General features: G+C 65.3%; 15 protein-coding genes, 1 tRNA gene and 2 pseudogenes. 8 read left to right on the forward strand and 10 right to left on the reverse strand.

Annotation, left to right across the window (positions count from 1 at the left end; translation table 11 throughout):
* Positions 1–38: 38 nt before the first annotated feature.
* Positions 39–1,052, reverse strand: coding sequence for a DUF5784 family protein (locus C446_RS09940; protein WP_006672963.1), 1,014 nt, complete (start codon positions 1,050–1,052; stop codon positions 39–41).
* A gap of 107 nt (positions 1,053–1,159) precedes the next feature.
* Between C446_RS09940 and C446_RS18730 the strand changes: the two genes are divergently transcribed.
* Positions 1,160–1,333, forward strand: a complete 174-nt coding sequence (locus C446_RS18730) for a DUF5786 family protein (RefSeq protein ID WP_006672964.1) — start codon at positions 1,160–1,162, stop codon at positions 1,331–1,333.
* Positions 1,334–1,364: 31 nt separating this feature from the next.
* Here C446_RS18730 and C446_RS09945 read toward each other — a convergent pair whose 3' ends face one another.
* Both C446_RS09945 and C446_RS09950 read right to left on the reverse strand, forming a co-directional pair.
* The gene (locus tag C446_RS09945) at positions 1,365–2,078 is read right to left on the reverse strand and encodes a DUF7530 family protein (protein ID WP_006672965.1); all 714 of its coding nucleotides are present in this window, start codon (positions 2,076–2,078) and stop codon (positions 1,365–1,367) included.
* The gene (locus tag C446_RS09950) at positions 2,075–3,058 is read right to left on the reverse strand and encodes an NAD(P)H-binding protein (RefSeq protein WP_006672966.1); all 984 of its coding nucleotides are present in this window, start codon (positions 3,056–3,058) and stop codon (positions 2,075–2,077) included. Before C446_RS09950 ends, C446_RS09945 begins: the two co-directional genes overlap by 4 nt.
* Before the next feature lie 152 nt (positions 3,059–3,210).
* Between C446_RS09950 and C446_RS20010 the strand changes: the two are divergent.
* Positions 3,211–3,459, forward strand: a pseudogene (locus C446_RS20010) (RNA-guided endonuclease TnpB family protein); the annotation flags it as partial.
* 100 nt (positions 3,460–3,559) lie between these two features.
* Here the strand turns inward: C446_RS20010 and C446_RS09955 are convergent.
* Positions 3,560–4,600, reverse strand: a complete 1,041-nt coding sequence (locus C446_RS09955; protein WP_239639488.1) for a YkgJ family cysteine cluster protein — start codon at positions 4,598–4,600, stop codon at positions 3,560–3,562.
* Between the two features lie 217 nt (positions 4,601–4,817).
* Here C446_RS09955 and C446_RS09960 point away from each other — a divergent pair, with 217 nt between their 5' ends.
* Complete coding sequence (locus C446_RS09960) at positions 4,818–5,063, forward strand: DUF7561 family protein (protein WP_006672968.1); 246 nt, start codon at positions 4,818–4,820, stop codon at positions 5,061–5,063.
* 165 nt (positions 5,064–5,228) lie between these two features.
* On the opposite strand, the gene C446_RS09965 is transcribed toward C446_RS09960, so the two are convergent.
* Positions 5,229–5,315, reverse strand: a tRNA-OTHER gene (locus C446_RS09965).
* A gap of 235 nt (positions 5,316–5,550) precedes the next feature.
* Here C446_RS09965 and C446_RS09970 point away from each other — a divergent pair.
* Together C446_RS09970 and C446_RS09975 are read left to right on the forward strand one after the other, a co-directional pair.
* Complete coding sequence (locus C446_RS09970) at positions 5,551–5,775, forward strand: hypothetical protein (protein WP_006672969.1); 225 nt, start codon at positions 5,551–5,553, stop codon at positions 5,773–5,775.
* Between the two features lie 226 nt (positions 5,776–6,001).
* A complete protein-coding gene (locus tag C446_RS09975; RefSeq protein WP_006672970.1) occupies positions 6,002–7,873 on the forward strand; it encodes a helicase C-terminal domain-containing protein in 1,872 nt (623 codons plus the stop codon).
* 315 nt (positions 7,874–8,188) lie between these two features.
* On the opposite strand, the gene C446_RS09980 is transcribed toward C446_RS09975, so the two are convergent.
* The 4 genes from C446_RS09980 to C446_RS09995 form a co-directional block, all read right to left on the reverse strand.
* Complete coding sequence (locus C446_RS09980) at positions 8,189–9,022, reverse strand: hypothetical protein (RefSeq protein ID WP_006672971.1); 834 nt, start codon at positions 9,020–9,022, stop codon at positions 8,189–8,191.
* A 108-nt stretch (positions 9,023–9,130) separates the two neighbouring features.
* Entirely contained in the window at positions 9,131–12,613 is a 3,483-nt protein-coding gene (locus tag C446_RS09985; protein ID WP_239639489.1) for a S8 family serine peptidase, read from the reverse strand.
* Between the two features lie 374 nt (positions 12,614–12,987).
* Positions 12,988–14,178, reverse strand: coding sequence for a class I SAM-dependent methyltransferase (locus tag C446_RS09990; RefSeq protein ID WP_006672973.1), 1,191 nt, complete (start codon positions 14,176–14,178; stop codon positions 12,988–12,990).
* Positions 14,171–15,379: a 60S ribosomal export protein NMD3 gene (locus C446_RS09995; RefSeq protein ID WP_006672974.1), complete on the reverse strand. Its 1,209-nt coding sequence runs from the start codon at positions 15,377–15,379 to the stop codon at positions 14,171–14,173. Before C446_RS09995 ends, C446_RS09990 begins: the two co-directional genes overlap by 8 nt.
* 326 nt (positions 15,380–15,705) lie before the next feature.
* Here C446_RS09995 and htpX point away from each other — a divergent pair, with 326 nt between their 5' ends.
* The 3 genes from htpX (at position 15,706) to C446_RS10010 (ending at position 17,611) form a co-directional block, all read left to right on the forward strand.
* Positions 15,706–16,590 (forward strand): zinc metalloprotease HtpX, encoded by an 885-nt coding sequence (gene htpX, locus C446_RS10000; protein WP_006672975.1) that lies wholly within the window; start codon positions 15,706–15,708, stop codon positions 16,588–16,590.
* A 108-nt stretch (positions 16,591–16,698) separates the two neighbouring features.
* Positions 16,699–16,965, forward strand: coding sequence for a DUF7472 family protein (locus C446_RS10005; RefSeq protein WP_006672976.1), 267 nt, complete (start codon positions 16,699–16,701; stop codon positions 16,963–16,965).
* A gap of 157 nt (positions 16,966–17,122) precedes the next feature.
* Positions 17,123–17,611, forward strand: a complete 489-nt coding sequence (locus tag C446_RS10010) for a hypothetical protein (protein WP_006672977.1) — start codon at positions 17,123–17,125, stop codon at positions 17,609–17,611.
* Positions 17,612–17,703: 92 nt separating this feature from the next.
* Here C446_RS10010 and C446_RS10015 read toward each other — a convergent pair.
* Positions 17,704–18,066 (reverse strand): annotated as a pseudogene (locus C446_RS10015) (DNA primase regulatory subunit PriL); the annotation flags it as partial.

An 18,066-nucleotide genomic window follows, 5' to 3' on the forward strand; every position in this document is an offset into this window, starting at 1 on the left:
ACGACCCCTACTTCGCGGTCGAACGGAACGGCGATCGGTCAGTCCACGAAGTCGATAGCCCCACCGGACGCGAGCTCGAGCGGCACCGACCCCTTTCGGTAACCTTCGACGCTGCCGTCGGGCCTGGCGCGGTAGACGACGGCGGGTCGGTGGCGAACGTCGGGCCGTTCGTCCCGGACTGCGGCCCAATTGTCGTCCCGGAAACTCGAGCAGTCGACGAACAGAACCGCGCCGCCGCCGTGTTTGGCGAGTTGGCCGTTCGTTTTCGTCTCCGCGGTGTCCCGGACCGCGGCGACGGGACCGGCAGCGTTGCGGTTTTTCGGCGGTTGCGGTCGGGTCACTTCGACGAGGACGTTCGTCTCTTCGTCTTCGGCCCGAAAGTCGAGCGAGTGGCCGGTCGTTACCTCGATCTCGGGAACGAGGTCGTAGCCGGCGTCCGTGAGGATTTTCGCCGCGATAAACTCCCCCATCGTCGCGCTCATGCGCACGCGGTCGACGTGATCGCTGGTGCCGAGCTTGCCGGCCATGACGTGCCGGTACTCGTCCAGCACGCCGGTCTTCAGGAACTCCTCGAAGAAGCGTGTCGTCTCGCGTCGGCCGGCATCGGGGAACCCGGCGCTGTGTTGCCGGAAGAACGCCCGGGTCGACTCTCGACCGTCCTTGGACATGAACACGGGGAGGAAAAACCAGGAGATGTACGGATAATCCGCGAGCCAGGGCTCCTCCTCGTGGAGGGTCGAAAGGAGTTCCCGCTGGGTCCAGCGGGCGACGTGATAGGGGACCTCGTCCCAGCCGAACTTGTCGGTTCGCCACAGCGACGACGGTGTCTCGGTGTTGCCCATCCAGTAGGCGTCCGAGTCGTCGTGTGCGAACAGTGCGAGGTCGCCGTTTTGCATCTCGAAGCGGTGTGTCGTCCAGTCGGCACCGATATCGAACCGTGGCTCGACGGAGCGAGCGCCGATGTTCGATCGGAGCGGCTGCAGAATGTCCTGTCGGACCCGTTGCTCGCTCCAGGTCTGGGGCGAGTAACGAAAGCGAAGCGGCTGTGCCACACGCACAGTTCACCTCGAGTCCGCTTACGTGTTACGAGACGGCAGACCGGAGAGTGGAACCACCGTTACATTGATGTGTTTCACCATCCTACGTGTGTATGACTACCATGTCAATGGGTGCCTATGACGAGGACGAACACGAGCGCCGCGAGCAGCAGTCCTCGCGGGTCGACGCGGATTTCGACGACGAGCGGACGATCTACCAGGGAGAGGTCGAGTACGACGCGGGCTCTTCTGCAGAGGAGCTTCTAGACCAGTTCGAGGAGATCAAGTCGAGCTGAGTGGTGGCACGCCCCTTCTGTGTCGCCACCGTTACCGTTGCACAGCGATCGAGAGTAGCGTCACGACGACGACCGCGAGGACGTGGCCGACGAGGACGACCAGCAACACCGGGTGTTCGAGAACGAACGGCACGAGCAGTAGCTGTACCGCGGCGAACCCCACGTTTATCGCGTCGACGTGTCGATACTGCTGGGTCGCGACCGACCCGAACTCGTAGACCAGCGACCGCCACAGCCCGACGACGCTCGCCCACCAGCAGGTGCCGATCCTGTAGACGACGTCCCAGAGCACCAGCAACGCCAGCGCGACCGCAATCGGGGGCGGCTCGGTCCCGAACAGTCCGGCGAGTAACGTTCCCTCGAGACCGTCACCGCCCGGATCGACCACGAAGAGATAGGTCACGAGCGCGACGAACGCCAGGACGCCGAGGACGACGTCGATGCTCGAGCCAAACAGGAGTCGCCGGTACGCTTGCGGCGCTGGGAGCTCACGAACCCCCTGGCTGAATCGCAGCATGAGCCAGCTGCCGACCGTCGCGACGAGGACGGCGACCGTTCCGGGAACGACCGCGCCCCAGAGATCGTAGACGGCGGCGACCAGCAGGACCGCGGCCTCGAACCCGACGAACTGGATGGCGATCGCCGCGCGCGCCGACAGGTTCAGTCCCGGGACCGTCCCCAGCAGACTCTCGTAGACCCAGGTCTCCCCGTACTCGAGATCGGACGTGTTCGTCCCGTTCGTCATTTCCGATCCGGTTCCGAGATCGTCCGCCCCTCGTGGCTGGCGCTCGCGTCCGGACCGAGGCTGGCGTTCCCGTTCGATCCCGATCCGTTCTCGGACGCCGCGAGGGCGCGTCGGATTGCCGTCTCGAGGGGCGTCCGCTCGAGGTCGACGAGTTGCTGCAGTCGGTCGTCCGTGACGACGACGCGATTGCGGACCCCGTCGATGAGCGGCCGGGCAACGTCCGTCGACACGTCGGTGACCAGCCCGACCCAGTACGACGAGAGCCGCGGACTCAGTACCGGAACCGGGACGATACGCGGTGGACGACCGGTCGCGAGTTCGGCAGTCGTCGTCAGCATCTCGCGGTAGGTCACGACGTCCGGACCGCCGATCTCGTATGTTTCGCCGGCGGTCTCCGGCCGCTCGAGGACGGCGAGACAGTACGCGACGACGTCGTCGATCGCGATAGGCTGGCAGTCGGTGTGGACCCACTGGGGCGTGACCATCACGGGGAGTCGGGTCGCGAGCTGGCGGACGAGACGGAAACTGGCGCTGCCGTCGCCGACGATTATCGCGGCCCGTAGAACGGTCACGTCGGGCGTTCCAGCCGCGAGTAGCGTCTCGACCTCACGGCGGGACATGAGGTGGTTCGAAAGCGAGTCCGAATCGCTGCCGAGCCCGCTGAGATAGATCACGCGGTCGACGCCGGCGTCGCTTGCGGCACGTTCGAAGTTCCGTGCGGCGCGTCGATCCCGTTCGACGAAGTCCCCGGCCGCGCCCATCGCGTGGATCAGGTAGTAGGCGGCATCGATGTCGGCGAGTGCCGACTCGAAGCTCCCCGGCTCGAGGACGTCACCCTCGACGACGGCGACGCCGTCGGGCGGATCGTAGGCGTCGGCGTCTCTGACGAGGACGGTCACGTCGTGGTCGGTCTCAGCACGGAGAGTCTCGACGAGTCGTCCGCCGACAAACCCGGTCGCCCCGGTTACGAGAATGTGCATGCTTTCCCTTCGCGCGGAATCCCCTTAACGGTCGTCGCCAACGAACCGTCTTCGCTCTTGACGTTCGCCGACGGGGTCGGCCGGTGGCTTCGATCACCGAACGGATTTACAGGCTGTCGAGGCGAATGCCACGGGGCTTGACCCCGTGGATGCCGTCGTGTGGGTTTGAGGCGGACAGGGACGCGAATGCGTCATACAACGTTCTTTCTCGCGGTCTTCAAGAGTTAGGTCTGGGACAGGCCGAAGTCACGCCCGTGGAGACTGCGACCGCTGTGGAAACCGATGGGGGTCGGTCTCCATCGGTTCCTGCAAGTCGCGTCATTGAAACGGGAAGCCTCGGGGTCGTACGGAAGACGGAGTCTTCCGTGATGACGAGAGACGAAGTCTCTCGAACCACTTGACCCCGAGGCGGTTCACGGAGAATCGAGGAGAAAGCCCCGCCTTTCAGGGCGGAGAGAATGTCAACGGTATATCGGCGAGAATACCCCTTCCTCAAGGAGCTCACTCGAGGTTGTCGGCGTCTCTGTCCCTGTCTCTGTTTCTATCCCTGCCTCTGTCCATCCCCTCGTCCACACCCCAGCCCGGCGTCTCCGGTGCACCCCGACGACCCTCCACCGCAGTGGCGAGGTCACTACCCCGGTCGTCGTTCGCCTCCCCTCCGATCCGAGCCGCGTGGCGGTACCACTCGTCGATCGCCGGTCCGACCCACGACGCGTCCTCTCGGTCGTCTTCCGGGCCCGTCTCGAGGACGCGTGCTTTCGCCTGGTCGTAGTGATACGCCGAGGTAGCGAGCGTCCCCGGGCTCGAGGCGGCCGCCACGGCGAGCGTCTCCGCACGGTCGGCTGGTGTCGATTCTCCCGCAGCGATACGGCCGATCGTCCCCGCGAGCCGGTCCGGCTCGGGGTGACAGAACAGTTTCTCGCCGATCGCCTGGGTGCCGAGCAAGAGTCCGTCTGGGTCCGCCTCGACGTCGGCCTCGAGCAGCCGCGCCGTTCCGGCGTCAACCGTCGACTCGACTCGCTCGCACTCGGCGCTTTGCTCGAGCGCGAGGTTGTGTGCGGGATAGGCACTACACTCGGCCGGATACCGCTCGTCGTCGTGGAGCCGACACTGTAGCGTGTCGGGATCGAGGAAGACGCAGGCCGGTAGCCACCGCCGCTCCTCGAGGCCGAACGGAGCCACGGGTTTGGGCGGCTTCCGGAGGCCGACGAAGAAGGCCGGCCGGCCCGCGACTGCGGCGAGGGTGTAGCCGTCGATTTCGACGCCGTCGCTTTCGTCGCGGGCCGCCCAGAACCGCGGTGTCAGAGCCGACGCCATGCCGTCGTCGACGAATCCCCGGACCTCCTCGCGAGTGAGCGGGACGAAGTTGGGATCGTCGTCGAGAGGCTCGCGGCCCCCGGTTCCGTCGCTGGCCCCGTCGCGAAACGGCCGGTGGCGGGAGCGATCGGCATCCCTCTCCCGGTCGCCGTCACTCTCGAACTCCTCGAGCAGCGGCCGCCAGTCCATACAACAGGCCGCACAGCCCTCGCAGTTCAACTCCATACTCGTCCGTATCGCGTCGGCGCGGATAACCCTGGCCTCGCTCGAGGTCGGCGTTTCCGACGGTGCCACCTGTTTCACCGCTCTCGACGGGGGAGACTCGAGTTGGCGAGGGCGTGAGGGCATGGGGTGCCAGGCAGCGAGCAACGAGGCAACGAGGCAGCGAGGCAACGAGCGGACCAGGGGAACCACTTTCCCCGTTCGGTTCCCACTCTCGTCCATGGGCAAGGACTCGTGTGATGGCTGCGGCCGAACGGTCAGCGTTGCGGGAGGGATCGCCAACATCTGGACGTTCGGCGAGAACGACGGGAGCGAGGGTTCCGCGATGACCCTCGAGTTCGAGGACGGTTCCGAACACCTGCTGTGTTACCCGTGTATGGAGGTCCTGCCGGACAACCCGACCGCAGACGATGTCGAGCGACTCGAGGGGGTCGACGGGGAGACATCTCGACTCGTCGACCGGTAAAAATGGCAGTGTCGGTAGCGGCCGCAACCGGGTCGGGGCCGGGGGGTAGGGGCCGGGGACCCGCACGATTCGGCGGCGGTGACAGCAGGACACGATCGAAACCGCGGCCACGACTGCAACGCGCTGTACCGTGCAACCGCATCGTACCGCAGTCCGCACCGCAAGCGGAAGGGGTGGGATTTGAACGCCACGAGGCTAACGCCGCCGCGGGCCAGAAGGCACCGCGGTGCTCTACCGCTGAGCGACCCTTCCGCACGTCAATCGGAGGACGGATTTCGTATTTGTTATCAGCCTGTTACCCCCGGGTAGACGCCGCATACTCCGCTATACGACTCCCCGATACCGTTTTCACGACCCCGTTGGACCGAACGACTGACGACCGCGAGAGAACTCTCCACCGAAGACGCTCCGGCGTTGACCGCTCTCTCCGAATCGACCCGGAACGTCAACGAAAAAGACTTTATCGATATCCGATCGATTGCGGTGTATGGCAGGTGCGAACGTCGCCGTCCTCGTCGGGAAATACGCCGCCGGTGCGACGCTCGGAACGATCGTCGTCGCATACGGCCTCCAGGAGTTCCTGTCCGCCACCGGACACTCGTGGTTCCGACACGCTGCATACCAGGGTAGCGCCATCCTCTTTACGTTCGTTGGCTGGGTGATCTTACTTCTGACCGTGATCAACCTGTACGGCGAACTGACCGACTCCTGATACCATTGGCGACAGTCAGTACCACACCCGACCGCGTCTCGAGTGCGATCGGTGTGTGCACTGTGTTGTCCGGCAGTGTGACCGTCTCACCGACACACTCGAGTTCGTCGACCGTCGTGAATGTACAGGCCGTCAAGGCGAATGCCACGGGGTTGACCTCGAGGCGGTTCACAGCGCGAGCGACGGTCCGTAGCCTTTAGGATCGGCCCGGTCCGTGAGTCGAACGGTGAACCCCGACCGGATCTTCGACGAGTTTCCCGCCCCCAGCTACCGTGGGAACCAGGAAGCCGCCCTTCAGGACATTCGCGACGCGTTCGCGGCGGGCAACGACGTCGTCCTCGTCCGCGCCCCGACGGGTAGCGGCAAGTCACTGCTCGCACGGGCCGTCGCCGGCTGTGCCCGGCCCGCCGGCGAGGCCGATCCCAGCGATGCGACGGGGGCCTACTACACGACTCCGCAGGTCTCGCAACTGGACGACGTCGCGGCCGACGACCTGCTCGCCGATCTCAACGTGATCCGGGGGAAGTCGAACTACACCTGCATCCTGCCCGACGAGCGGAATACGCCGGTCAACCAGGCCCCTTGTGTCCGCGAACGGGGGTACGACTGCTCGGTGAAACACCGCTGTCCGTACTTCTCCGACCGGGCGATCGCCTCGAACCGGGAGATCGCGGCGATGACGCTCGCCTACTTCATGCAGACTGCGGGCAGCGAGGTCTTTCGTAAACGCGATGTCGTCGTCGTCGACGAGGCCCACGGCCTCGCCGAGTGGGCCGAGATGTACGCGACGATCCAGCTCGGCCCCCGTACCGTCCCGTTCTGGGACGACCTGCGGGTCCCCGCTATCGACGACGACCTCGAGCGAGCCGTCCGCTACTGTGAGAACCTCTCGGAGAAGTGTACCCGCCGGAAGGACGACCTCCTCGCCCAGGAGTCGCTCACCCCTGCAGAAGTCCGCGAGCGCGATCGGTTGCAGGAACTCATCGGCGAACTCGACTGGTTCGTCTCGGATTACCGCGATCCCCAGAGCCCGACGACGTGGCTTGTCGACCAGTCCGATCCCTCCGCGAGCGACGACGAAAAAAAGGAGGGTGGCTCGCTGACGATCAAGCCGATGAACCCCGAGAAGTACCTCCAGCACACCGTCTGGGACCGGGGCAACAAGTTCGCCTTGCTGTCCGCGACCATCCTCAACAAGGCCGCGTTCTGCCGGCAGGTCGGCCTGACTCCCGACAACGTCGCGCTGGTCGATGTCGGTCACACCTTCCCCGTCGAGAACCGGCCGCTGTACGACGTTACACAGGGAAAGATGACCTACGAGCACCGGTCGGAGACGACCCCGAAGATCGCACGCACGATCGTCCGGATCATGCAAGCCCATCCCGACGAGAAGGGACTGGTCCACGCCCACTCCTACGACATTCAGGAACGACTCGCCGACCTCCTCTCCGATTTCGGGGTCGCCGACCGTATCCGGACCCACGACCGCGACGGCCGGGACGCCGATCTCGAGGCGTGGAAAGCGACCGACGACCCCGATGTCTTCCTCTCGGTGAAGATGGAGGAGGCGCTGGACCTGAAAGGCGACCTCTGTCGGTTCCAGGTGCTGTGTAAGGCCCCGTTTCTCAACACTGGCGACTCGCGGGTCGCCCACCGACTCGAGGAGGGCCAGTGGGCGTGGTACTACCGCGCCGCCTTGCGTACGGTGATCCAGGCCTGTGGTCGGGTCGTCCGCGCACCCGACGACTACGGGGCGACGTATCTCGCCGACTCGAGTCTGGTGGACCTCTTCGACCGGGCCCGTACCGATATGCCACAGTGGTTCGAAGCCCAGGTCGACAGAACGGAACAGCCGGAGCTGCCACAGTTCGATCCGCGGGCGGCGATCGACGGGACCGTCCCCTCGGGAGGCTCGGACGCTGGGGCCGCCTCGAGTTCGCGTACTGGGCGCGACTCGTCGTCGACGACTACTGCCGACTCCTCGAGGAGTTCCGGCAACCCCGGGACGGAGGCGACCGACTCGTCGGGCCTTCGGTCGTCGAACTCGTCCGGATCGTCCTCGAGTCCGCTGGCCGACGTCTGGGAGACGGACCGGTAAGACAACGAGCGTGGTACTTTTGTGCCGGAGCGACTACGGGAACGGATAGACTGTCGGCCGGAACCCGATCAGAACGCTGCGAGTGCTCCCCACGCGACCATCGATGTCGCCATCAGGACCGCAAACAGCAGCGCCATGATCTGACTTCTGTCCATACGACGCAGTACTACCGGGGGCGGCATGAATGTCACGACCGACGTTTCGAGTGCAGGTTCGGTCGGCTCCGTGCTGATCACTCTCTCGAACGTTCGATGCTACGGGTCGGAGAACGCCGATGCTACGAGCCGACCGTCGCCGACGACGGCGTGGTCGTGGTTAGCCGTCCCGCCGGACGCGAGTTCTCGCACCGAGTGCGAGAAGCGCGATCACCGCAGCGACGGCCGTCCCGACTGCGGTAAAGCCGGGGATATCGTCGCTGTCGTCGCCGTTGTCGTCGTCTCCGCCATCGGTAGTCGACTCGTCGGTCTCGTCAGTTTCCTCCGACTCCGTGTCGTCTCCGTCGGATTCTTCCGTTCCGTTCTCGTCTTCGCCGGCTTCGTCGTCGGTCCCGGTCGTGGTGGCGTCATCGCTGTCGTCGGCATCGCCGTCGTCGTCACTACCGGTATCACCGCCGATACCGCCGCCCCCACCGCCGGGTGCGGAACCGCCATCATCGTCGTCACCGTCGTCCCCCACGATCGGCTTTCCGTCGCCGTCGGAAACCGACGTGTCCGCGTCGACCAGGCCGAAACTCGGCTCGTCGTCCTCGAGGACGAACGTCACCGTCGCCAGCGTCGGTTCGTCGACGCTGTTGTCGCCGGTAGTCGACTGTGTGAGGGCCACGTACCCATCCGTATCGGTGTTCTTGTGGCTCATTCCGCCGACGTCCTCGAACTCGACCTGTTCGACTGTGGCCTCGTCGGCCGCATAGCTGACGTTCGCCTGGAAGCCGGCAACGTCGCTCTCGCTCGTGGCCACCGCAACAGTGACTGTCTCGTCGCCTTCGTCCATCAACTCGAGTTCGACCGTGCCGTCGTCAGTCGCTCCCGGCAGGTCGTCCATCGCCTGGACGCCGCCGGCCATCGCGGCGACCGCGAGGACGACGACCGCTGCGACGACGAGTAGTCTCGTTCCCCGTTCGATTCCGTTCAGTGTCGATGTCGATTTCATCAGTTACCTCGGTATGTCGATATCGTGTCCGCGTGTCCGTGTCGCGTCGGTCGTCTCCGATTCGTTCAAAAAATCGCTGGATGGCGATCTCGCTCGCGCGATTCGTGGCTACCCTTCGATCGCCTCCGCGGCCGCGCCGTCGTCGTGGCCGTGGCCGTCGACGATCTCCTCGAGCATGATCGTGACGTCACCCGGGCCGACTTGGCCGTTGCCGTTCATGTCGGCCAGTTCCTCGTGGAACGTGTCGGTCGGCTCGTCGCCCGCGAGGTACTGCTGGGTCAGCGTCACGTCGTAGGTGTTGAACTCGCCGTCGGCGTTCACGTCGCCCAACCAGGCGGACTCGACGGTGCCGTCGACCGGCAGCACGTCGATTTCGCCGTGGGCATCGTTGACGAAGGTGTTCGCCTCGTCGAAGACCAACTCGGTGCCGCTGGTCTCCTGCGTGATTGCGAACTCGATTTCGGCGAGCGTCGGCGACTCGGTCTCGTCGTCGCCCTGTGCCTGTGCGAGAGAGACCCAGCCGGCGTCGTTGTTCACGTTGACCGTCGGGTCCGCGAGGTCGACACCTTCGACGTCCTCGACCTGGAGCACGTCGGGGTCGAAGTGGACCTGCGTCTCGTAGCCAGCGACGGCGTCGGCGGAGGTGTTGATCGCTACGTCCACGGTCCCGTTGGTGGGGCCGACGTGCTCGCCGTCACCGAACGTGAGCAGGCCGTCCTCGGGTTCCTCGTGGATCGTCAACTCGTGGCTGACCTCGTCGTCGTCGCTGGCGACGACGACCTCGCCCGTGCCAGCGTCGCTCTCGTTGGTCTCCCAGGTCAGCGAGACCTCGGCCGTCTCGTTGGCCTCGAGTTCGACCGTCTCGTAATCGACGATCTCGCCGTCGAAGTCGGCCAGCGTGACGTCCTGTTCGCCGGCGTCCGCACCGGCGTTGGCGACGGTCACGTCGAGGGTCAGATCGTCACCTTCGATGACCGGATGGGTCGCGTCGGTGATCTCGAGCTGGAAGTCCGTCTCGGGCTCGGGTTCGGGTTCGGGTTCCACGTCGGAAGCGGCGTACTCGACGGCGTTGCCGAGGATCGCGTCGGCCTCGTCCGTGTACTCCCCGCTACCGACGAACGCCGTATAGCCCAGGTTCGAAGCGAACACGGTCGAGCTGTCGTCGTCGACAGCGAAGCCGTTGCCGACGGACGTTCCCTGGTGGCTCGTCTCTGCGAGCACGTCGAACTCGGTGTCGCCGAACCAGGTGTGGTCGCCGAAGACCGCGTTGTGTATCTCGACGGTGTCACCTGCTTGGCCGACGCCGTCGAAGATCGGGTGATCGGCGGTCAACTCGTAGTCGACCGGCGGCGAGACGAGGTCCTCCTCGTCGGTGTCTGCGGGTTCGCCCGTCACGTCGGAGTGGACGGGGATTCCGTTGCTGTCGATGCCCCACTGATCGAGGTAGACGACGCCAGTGTCGCTCCCCTCGGTCGCCTCAATGAACGCTTCGGCGTTTGCGAGGTCGATGTTCTGGACGACGACTGCGTCGTAGCCGTCCATGGCCTCCTCGGAGGTCGTCGTCTCGGGGACGTACATCGCCGAGAGTTCCGAATCGAGCGTGTCGGCGATGTCCTCGCCGTGGAGGCTGTCGTCGTCGACGACTGCGATGGGTACGAGCTCTTCGAACACGGTCGTCGGACCGGTCGTGAGCGCGATCTCCTCGCCCATCCCGGTGAGGGTGTGAGCGAGCGAGAATTCGCCTTCGGTGTCTGCGGTCGTTTCGACGGCGACAGTCACCTCGTCGTGGTCGACGTCGAGTTCGACTTCCTCGCCGAACTCGACGTGCTCGCCCGCAACGTAGAGCGTCGCGTTCTCCTCGTCGTAGTCGCCCTCGAGGTCGACGGCGACCGTCTCGACGTTCGCGACGGAGACGGTCGCTTCGACCGTCTCACCGCCCTCGACGGCCTCGGGCTGGTCGGCGATCAGTTCGGCATCGAGCGCGTCCTCGAGGTCGAAGTTCTGAACCGTCATCTCCTCTTCTTCGACCGTTACGTCCGCGCTCTCGCTTGCGTAGCCGAACCCGTCGGCGGTGACGGTGTACTCGCCGGGGGCAGCGATGAGACTGTACTCGCCGTCGGCGTCCGTCGATGCGATCCTGTCGTCGACCTCGATGGTCGCGTCTTCGATCGGCTCGCCGTCGGTATCGGTGACGGTTCCTTCGATGCCGCTGTCGAGTGCCACGAGGTCGGTCGCGGCCGCGGCGTCGATGATACCGTGTCCGTACTCCGTGTTCGGTGACTCCTCGACGCCGTCGGGCTGCCAGGCGGTCTCCTCGAGCGCGTCGTACAGCAGGTCACGGTCCGCATCGCCGTCGGACGCCGACACCATCAGTGCGAACGTGCCGGCCTTGTGGGGCGCGGACATCGACGTCCCGGAGTAGTCCCCGTCGTAGCCGCCGCCGGGGACGGCACTCAGCACGTCGACGCCGGGTGCGCCCGCGTTCGGCGTGACGTACTCGTCGGGCCAGTAGTCGGGCGCGTCGGGGTAGGCCTCGTCGGTTTCGATCCCCTCGCCGCTCGAGAAGCCCGCAACGTCCGCGTTTTCGTCGACGGCACCGCTCGCGAAGTTCGGATAGACGTTGCCCGGTGCGCCGCTGACGCCCTGCCCGGAGTTGCCGATCGAGGCGACGAGAACGACACCAGCGTCGCGGGCGTTCTCGGACGGCTCGAGCATCTCTTCCTGGTAGCCGTCGACGCCGAGGCTCATCGTCACGACGTCGGCGTCGGTGTCGTCGACGGCCCACTCCATCCCCGCGGCGATCTGGGCGAACGTACCGCCACCGTCGTCCTCGAGGACTTTGCCGTGGTAGAGCTCCGCGTCGGGGGCGACGCCGTAGGCGGGCACGTCGCCGTCAGGGTCGGTTGGGCCGACGACGGTGCCGCTGACGTGGGTCCCGTGACCGCTGCCGTCGTTGGGCTCGGTCTCGATCGGGTCGCCGCTGGCGTCGAACTGCTGCCAGTTTTCCGGTGCGATCTCGAGGTCGGGATGGTCGTCGTCGATCCCCGTGTCGAGGACGGCGACGCCAGCGCCGGCACCCTGCGTCCCGTGCTCTTCCCAGACCTCGGTGGCGTTGATCATGTCGAGCCCGTACGTGACATCCTGGTCCGTGTCGGCCGTCGACGGGCCGTCGACGTCGACCTCGTCAGGAACCTCGACGTCGAAGTTGGCGTGGACCGCTTGCGCACCCGTCTTCTGGGCGACCTCTTTGGCCGACACCTCGGTGGTGTCGACCTCGAGGAGTAACGCGTTCGCGATCCAGAAGTCGTTCTTGTACTCGACGGCGTCTTCGCCTTTGACCCACTCGAGGGCGTCGTGCTGACTCTCGTGGGCGTGTTGTTGCATCGTCTCGACGGCCTCGGCACCGCTTGCCGAGACGACGTCGGCGCTTCCGAACCGGACGACCATCTCAGTGGTCCCGTCCGCGTCGTGTAGCGCCTCGTCGATATCGAACGCGGAGGACGCGTCCGTTCGGTCGTCGTTTACCGTGGCTCCCGGTTGTCCCCCGCTTGCGGCCCCCGCTACCGCCATCGCGGGGAGTGAGGTTACCATCAGGAGCGCGAAAACGACTGCGATACTCCGAATCAGTGTCGATCTCGATCGTGGTCTCGTCGGCTGTCCGCTCATGTCTCTTTCACGGTGCGGGTTGCTAATATTCCGCACCCGAGACTTGATCCCACGGTGAGTTTGATTAGTTACTACGAGTGTTCTTCGAACAAGAAATTGGCCACAAGATTTAATAGTAATGTCCGTTGGAAAGGCGTGTTTCGGAGACCGCGAACCACTGCGCTACGGCGGAGAACGAGCCTGCAGTCGTACGTGCCGGCGTGGGCGCTATAGTAACGACTGCAACGATTTGTACACTGATCGCCGATCAGTCTGGCGAGCAGGTGCGCACTGACTTGCAGTGGCTACTCTAGGGCCTGTCACTCTACTCGCACGTCGACGACGACGTGTGCTACCCCTGCGCTGTGGCTTTTCACTCGGCGGCGGTCGAGATACGCGAGCGATCGTCCGGCACGATCGACGGCTCGCTCGAGTCTCGCCTCCGGTCGCTCCCAGAGGCGTGACTCGGGCGTCGCCTCGTGGTAGTGGACGACGCCGCCGGGAACCAGCGCCTCGAGAGCGTCGTCGAGAAACTCGTGGGCCGCCTCGGCTCGTGCGCTCTTTTCCCCGTCGTCGCTGCCGTAGTAGCCCATCACGACGCGGTCGGCCTCGATCTCGCCCGCGAGATCGCGACAGTCGGCCATGTAGGCGTCGACCCGATCCGACACCTCGTTGAGCACGGCGTTCTCGAGCAGGTAGCGGAACGCGGTCGGGTTGATCTCGGTCGCAGTTACCTGCGCGCCGTTGCGGGCCATCGGGAGCGTGAAGTATCCGATACCGGCGAACATGTCGAAGACGCGTTCTCCCTCGGTACAGACCTCGCCCATTCGGGCACGCTCGGCCTGATTGCCTGGCGAGAACATTACCCTCGCGGGATCGAGTCCGTACCGGGTGCCGTGCTCGGTGTGGATCGTCTCCGTGTCCGACTCCCCGGCCAGCAGCCGTGTCCGTGGCTCGCGGTAGGTGCCGGCCGCACCGTCGTTTTCGATCCCCTCGTCGGCGAGAACGGTGTCTGCCTCGCCGTGTAACTCGAGCAACGCCTCCGCGACGGCCGTCTCGTCGGGGCAGTCCTCGGGGATCGAGACCAGGACGACCGAACCGACGACGGCCCACGATCCCGGCGCACGCTCGAGGTCGGCGTCGCTCCAGCCCCGCTCGGCCAGGAGATCGTCGAGGTTCCGCGTTCTGAACGCGGGCTCGAGTTGGCGCACGATCTCGAGGACGGGCGTTTCCGACGGCGGTTCGGTGACGGGAAGCGCGACTTTCTCGGGAGTTCCTTCGCGGTTACCAGCCTCCGTCTCGCGAACCCGTCTCGAGTCGTCGTAGACTCCTTCGGCCCGCAACGACTCGAGTGCGGTTTCGGCCCTGGATTTCTCGACGATCGCCGCGAGGGGCGCGTCGGCGCGGGCGATGGCAGCAGTGGCGTCGACCGCGTGGGCGTCCGAGTCTGCGTGCACGTGTGCGTCCGTCTCTTCTAGACCCTCCGTCGAGTTCTCGGACGGCTCAGACATCGGTGTTGGGGTCGTGTTCGTAGGGATCGTAGTACCCGTCGTCTTCGTCTTTGTCTTCGTCCTCGTCGGCATCTGGCTCCGGGTCCGGGAGAACGTGGAGGCCAGCACGGCTCTTCAGGACGGGAACCGTCTCCGCGTCGGGATCGAAGTAGTCCGGCCGGGCGACCGTCGTCGCCTGGTACGTCTCGGGGTCGAGCACCTGGACGGCGTTCTCGTCTTCGACGGTGACGACGGTCGTCCGCTCGGCGTCGTCGTGTTCGCCGAGTTTTCTGGCGTCGGGCGAGGCCCCTTCATCGTGGCTGGCCTCGTAGCGTTCGCCGGTCGTCACCCGGATGCCCTTGAGGTTGCCGTGGGCACTGCGGACCAGCACCGGCCCTTCGTCGTCGTCCGCGAGATCGATGACGTCGCCGGGGGTGTACGGCGGCAGGCGGACGGCGAAGGTGACGCGGTAGACCTCGTTGCCGTCCTCGTCTTCCGTCACGAGGGTCTCGGCGTCGTTGACCGTCCCGCCGAACTCCTCGACCATCTTGTTCGCGATCTTCTTGCCGATCTTGTTGGTCGAGAGTTTGATGTTCAGGCCGTCGTCGGTCTCGCCGATCTCGGTGACGAAGGCGTTGCGGTCGCCCGTCGCCTCCATGTCGGCGACGATATCGTGGGCGATCTCCTCTGCACGGTCGGTCTCCTCGCTCGTCGGCGTCCGACCCTCGGCACGAATCTGGACGATGCTCGCGTAGTAGTCGCCCGCGATCCGACCACAGCGTTCGCAGGTTTGACGGGCGATCTTGACCGGGACCGTCACCTCCTCTTCGACCGGCGTGTCGCGGACGACGCCCGTGAAGTAGGTGTGCATCCGGATCGTGTTCTCGTCGACCTGTTCGGGTTCGACCTGCCAGGCGACGTCGGCGACGTCGACGTGGACGGCGACAGCCTCGCTTACCTCCTCGATCGCGATGTCAGTGTAGTCCCTGGCCCCGACATCGACCCACCGGTTGCCGCGATGAACCGCGCCACACTGGGAACAGACTCGCACGTCGATCCGCTCGGGGGCGTCCACGAAGTCGAACTCGTCGAAGTAACACGAATCGCAAAGCTCCACCTCGGCGCTCGGACGAAGGGGGTCGGCGGCTTCCTCCCCCTGGTCGCTCGAGCGTTCGGGCACTGGGTCCCCACACCGCGGGCAGAACGCACGCGACTCACTCATTATCCCCGTTTGGGAACTGAGGGAGTTAAGGGGCGCGTTCTCCTCGAGAGCCCAGTGCGGCGTGACGCCACCCCTCGATCAGCCCCACCGCTTGTACCCCGTCACCACGACTGCGGCGTCCGGACACGATGTGCAAGAGCTGACGATTCCAGGCGAAACAGAGGGTTCTCGAGGACGGCGTTTCGATGACTCCGGCGGACGTTGCTCGCACGAGGTGTGAGTGGTCACTGTCGGTAGGTTCCACGCGAAACGAGGGGGTCGTCGACGACGGGATCGCCGCACGTCCTATCGGTGACACTTATTCGCCTCGAGACCTACTATCAGGTATGAACTGGCAGGCGGATTGGGGGCTCCGGTTCCGGATGTTCCTGACGATGTTTCTGTTGTTCGCGCTGTATATCGTCTTCGCAGGAGTCATCACCGCGTACGTCGGTGGTGGGCCCTTTATCTTCGTGGTCCTGTTCGGCGGGATGTCCCTGGTGCAGTACTACTACAGCGACACGCTCACGCTCAAGAGTATGGGTGCACAGACGGTCTCGGCCGACGAGTATCCGAAGCTCCACGCGTCGGTCGAACGCCTCTCCCAGCAGGCGGACCTTCCCAAACCCACGATCGCGGTGATCGACTCGGACGTACCAAACGCCTTCGCGACGGGCCGAAACCAGAACAACGCCGCCGTCGCGGTGACGACCGGCCTCCTGAACACGCTCGATCGTGAGGAACTCGACGGCGTCCTCGCTCACGAACTCGCCCATGTCAAGAACCGGGACATGATGGTGATGACTATCGCTTCCTTCCTCTCGACGATCGCGTTTATGATCGTCCGCTGGGGCGCGTTCTTCGGCGGCGGCCACGGCCGCGGCGGAAGTCGCGGCGGGGGTGGCGTCGTCGTCGCCATCTTCGTCTCGCTGATCGTCTGGATCGTCAGCTACCTGCTGATCCGTGCACTCTCGCGGTATCGGGAGTACGCTGCCGACCGGGGCGCTGCCGCCATCACTGGCAACCCCTCCGCGCTGGCGTCCGCACTCATGAAAATCTCCGGCAAGATGGACCAGGTCCCCAAAGACGACATGCGCGAGGAGGCCGAGATGAACGCCTTCTTCATCATCCCCATCAAGTCCGGTGTCGTCGGCCGCCTCTTTAGTACCCACCCGCCGACCGAAAAGCGGATCGAACAGCTCCGGGAACTCGAGCGCGATGCGGGTCTCTGACCTGTTTTGCGGCCGATTCGACGCCATCCTCCCTCGAGTCACGCCCGTTCCCGCTCGATATCGGGGCTTCGAAGCGCTTTTTATCCGGCCGACGAAATCCGTCGTATAATGCTCGAGCGTGAGCGAATCATCGAAATCGTCGTCGCGGTCTCCTCCGTCTTCTTGATGCTGGGCGTTATGATCGGCATCGGTCTCGAATACGGAGCCGACAACAGCCTTCTCTCCCCCGATGGCGCGGAACTGCTGGTCGGAGCAATCATCGGCTTTATTTTCCTGTTGACCGCGGTCGGCATCGGGCTGGCGTACGTGATGAACGAGCCCGGCGACGGACTCGAGGACGACGCCGACGACGCGGACGCGAAGAGCGCTGCCTGACGGTCCCGTCTCCCGCCGTCCTGGGTATCCACGAGCCGTCCAGCAGGCGTGGCGTGTGTGCCGACACTGCCCGAGATCGCCCGTCACCAACCCAGTCCCCGACGCTTTCTCCCGATCTGCCGGCAGCTTTTTACTGATATCCCGAGTGACACGACGTATGGGCAGTTCCCCCTCCGGCGGCGAGTCCGACCCGAGGTCGGAGCCGGGGTCAGCTGCCGACGCGGAGCGTTCGCTGTCGCGGTCGTTGGCGTCGCCGTTGCTGTGGCCGCTCGTCGTCGGGGCTGCGCTGGTAGTGCTCGCCTCGTCGCTGGTGTTTCACACGTCGGCGATGCTCACTCCGGCGGGAGCCGTTGGAACGATGACCGTCTTCGTGGTGCTGGCGGTCGTGCTCGTGTTACAAGCGCCGGCCGGTGAGACGGACGCCGGCACCGAGGACCGAGTCGGCGACTCGGCCGACGGACCGCGTTCCGAACCCGATCCGGACGCCGACGACTCGGACGTCTGGAACGCGATCCCGTCGGGGCAGTACGAGAGACGACACGCCGAACCCGGCGGCCTCTCGCGGAGCGAACAGGAAACGACACTCCGTGACGTTCAGGAACGGGCCGACGACCTCGAGTCGGTCGACGATCCGCCGCGGAACTGATCCTCGATTTCTTCCTGGATCGCGGACCCGTTCCCGTCCGTTCCGGTGTCACTCTCCTCCAAGCGGCGGCGAAACTCGTCGGGAGAGCCGTCTCACTCGGCGCTGGCTGTCTCTCCATCGGCCTCGCCGTCCTGGCCGCGCCAGTCCTCGAGGTCCTCGTCGTCGGCGTCGTCGATCCGCTCCTCGTAGTAGGCCATGGGATGGGGAATCCGCTCACAGAGATCGTCCTTGTTCACGCAGTCGCCGTAGGACTGCATCGTCGCACACGAGGGCGGCGAGTACTCCGTCGGCGAGCTGTCCCCACGGATGTGGTCGGTCTGGTAGCGGGTCATCTCTTCACCAAAGGAGGAGTTCACCCGGTAGAGTTCGACGATCTCGTCGGTCGTCATCCCGATGCTCGTCAGAAAGGAGGTGATCGCGAACCGCGAGTGGTGAGGGAGGTGTTCGCCCTTTTG

Origin of the sequence: Halobiforma nitratireducens JCM 10879 (assembly GCF_000337895.1) — an archaeon.
Lineage (GTDB): Archaea > Halobacteriota > Halobacteria > Halobacteriales > Natrialbaceae > Natronobacterium > Natronobacterium nitratireducens.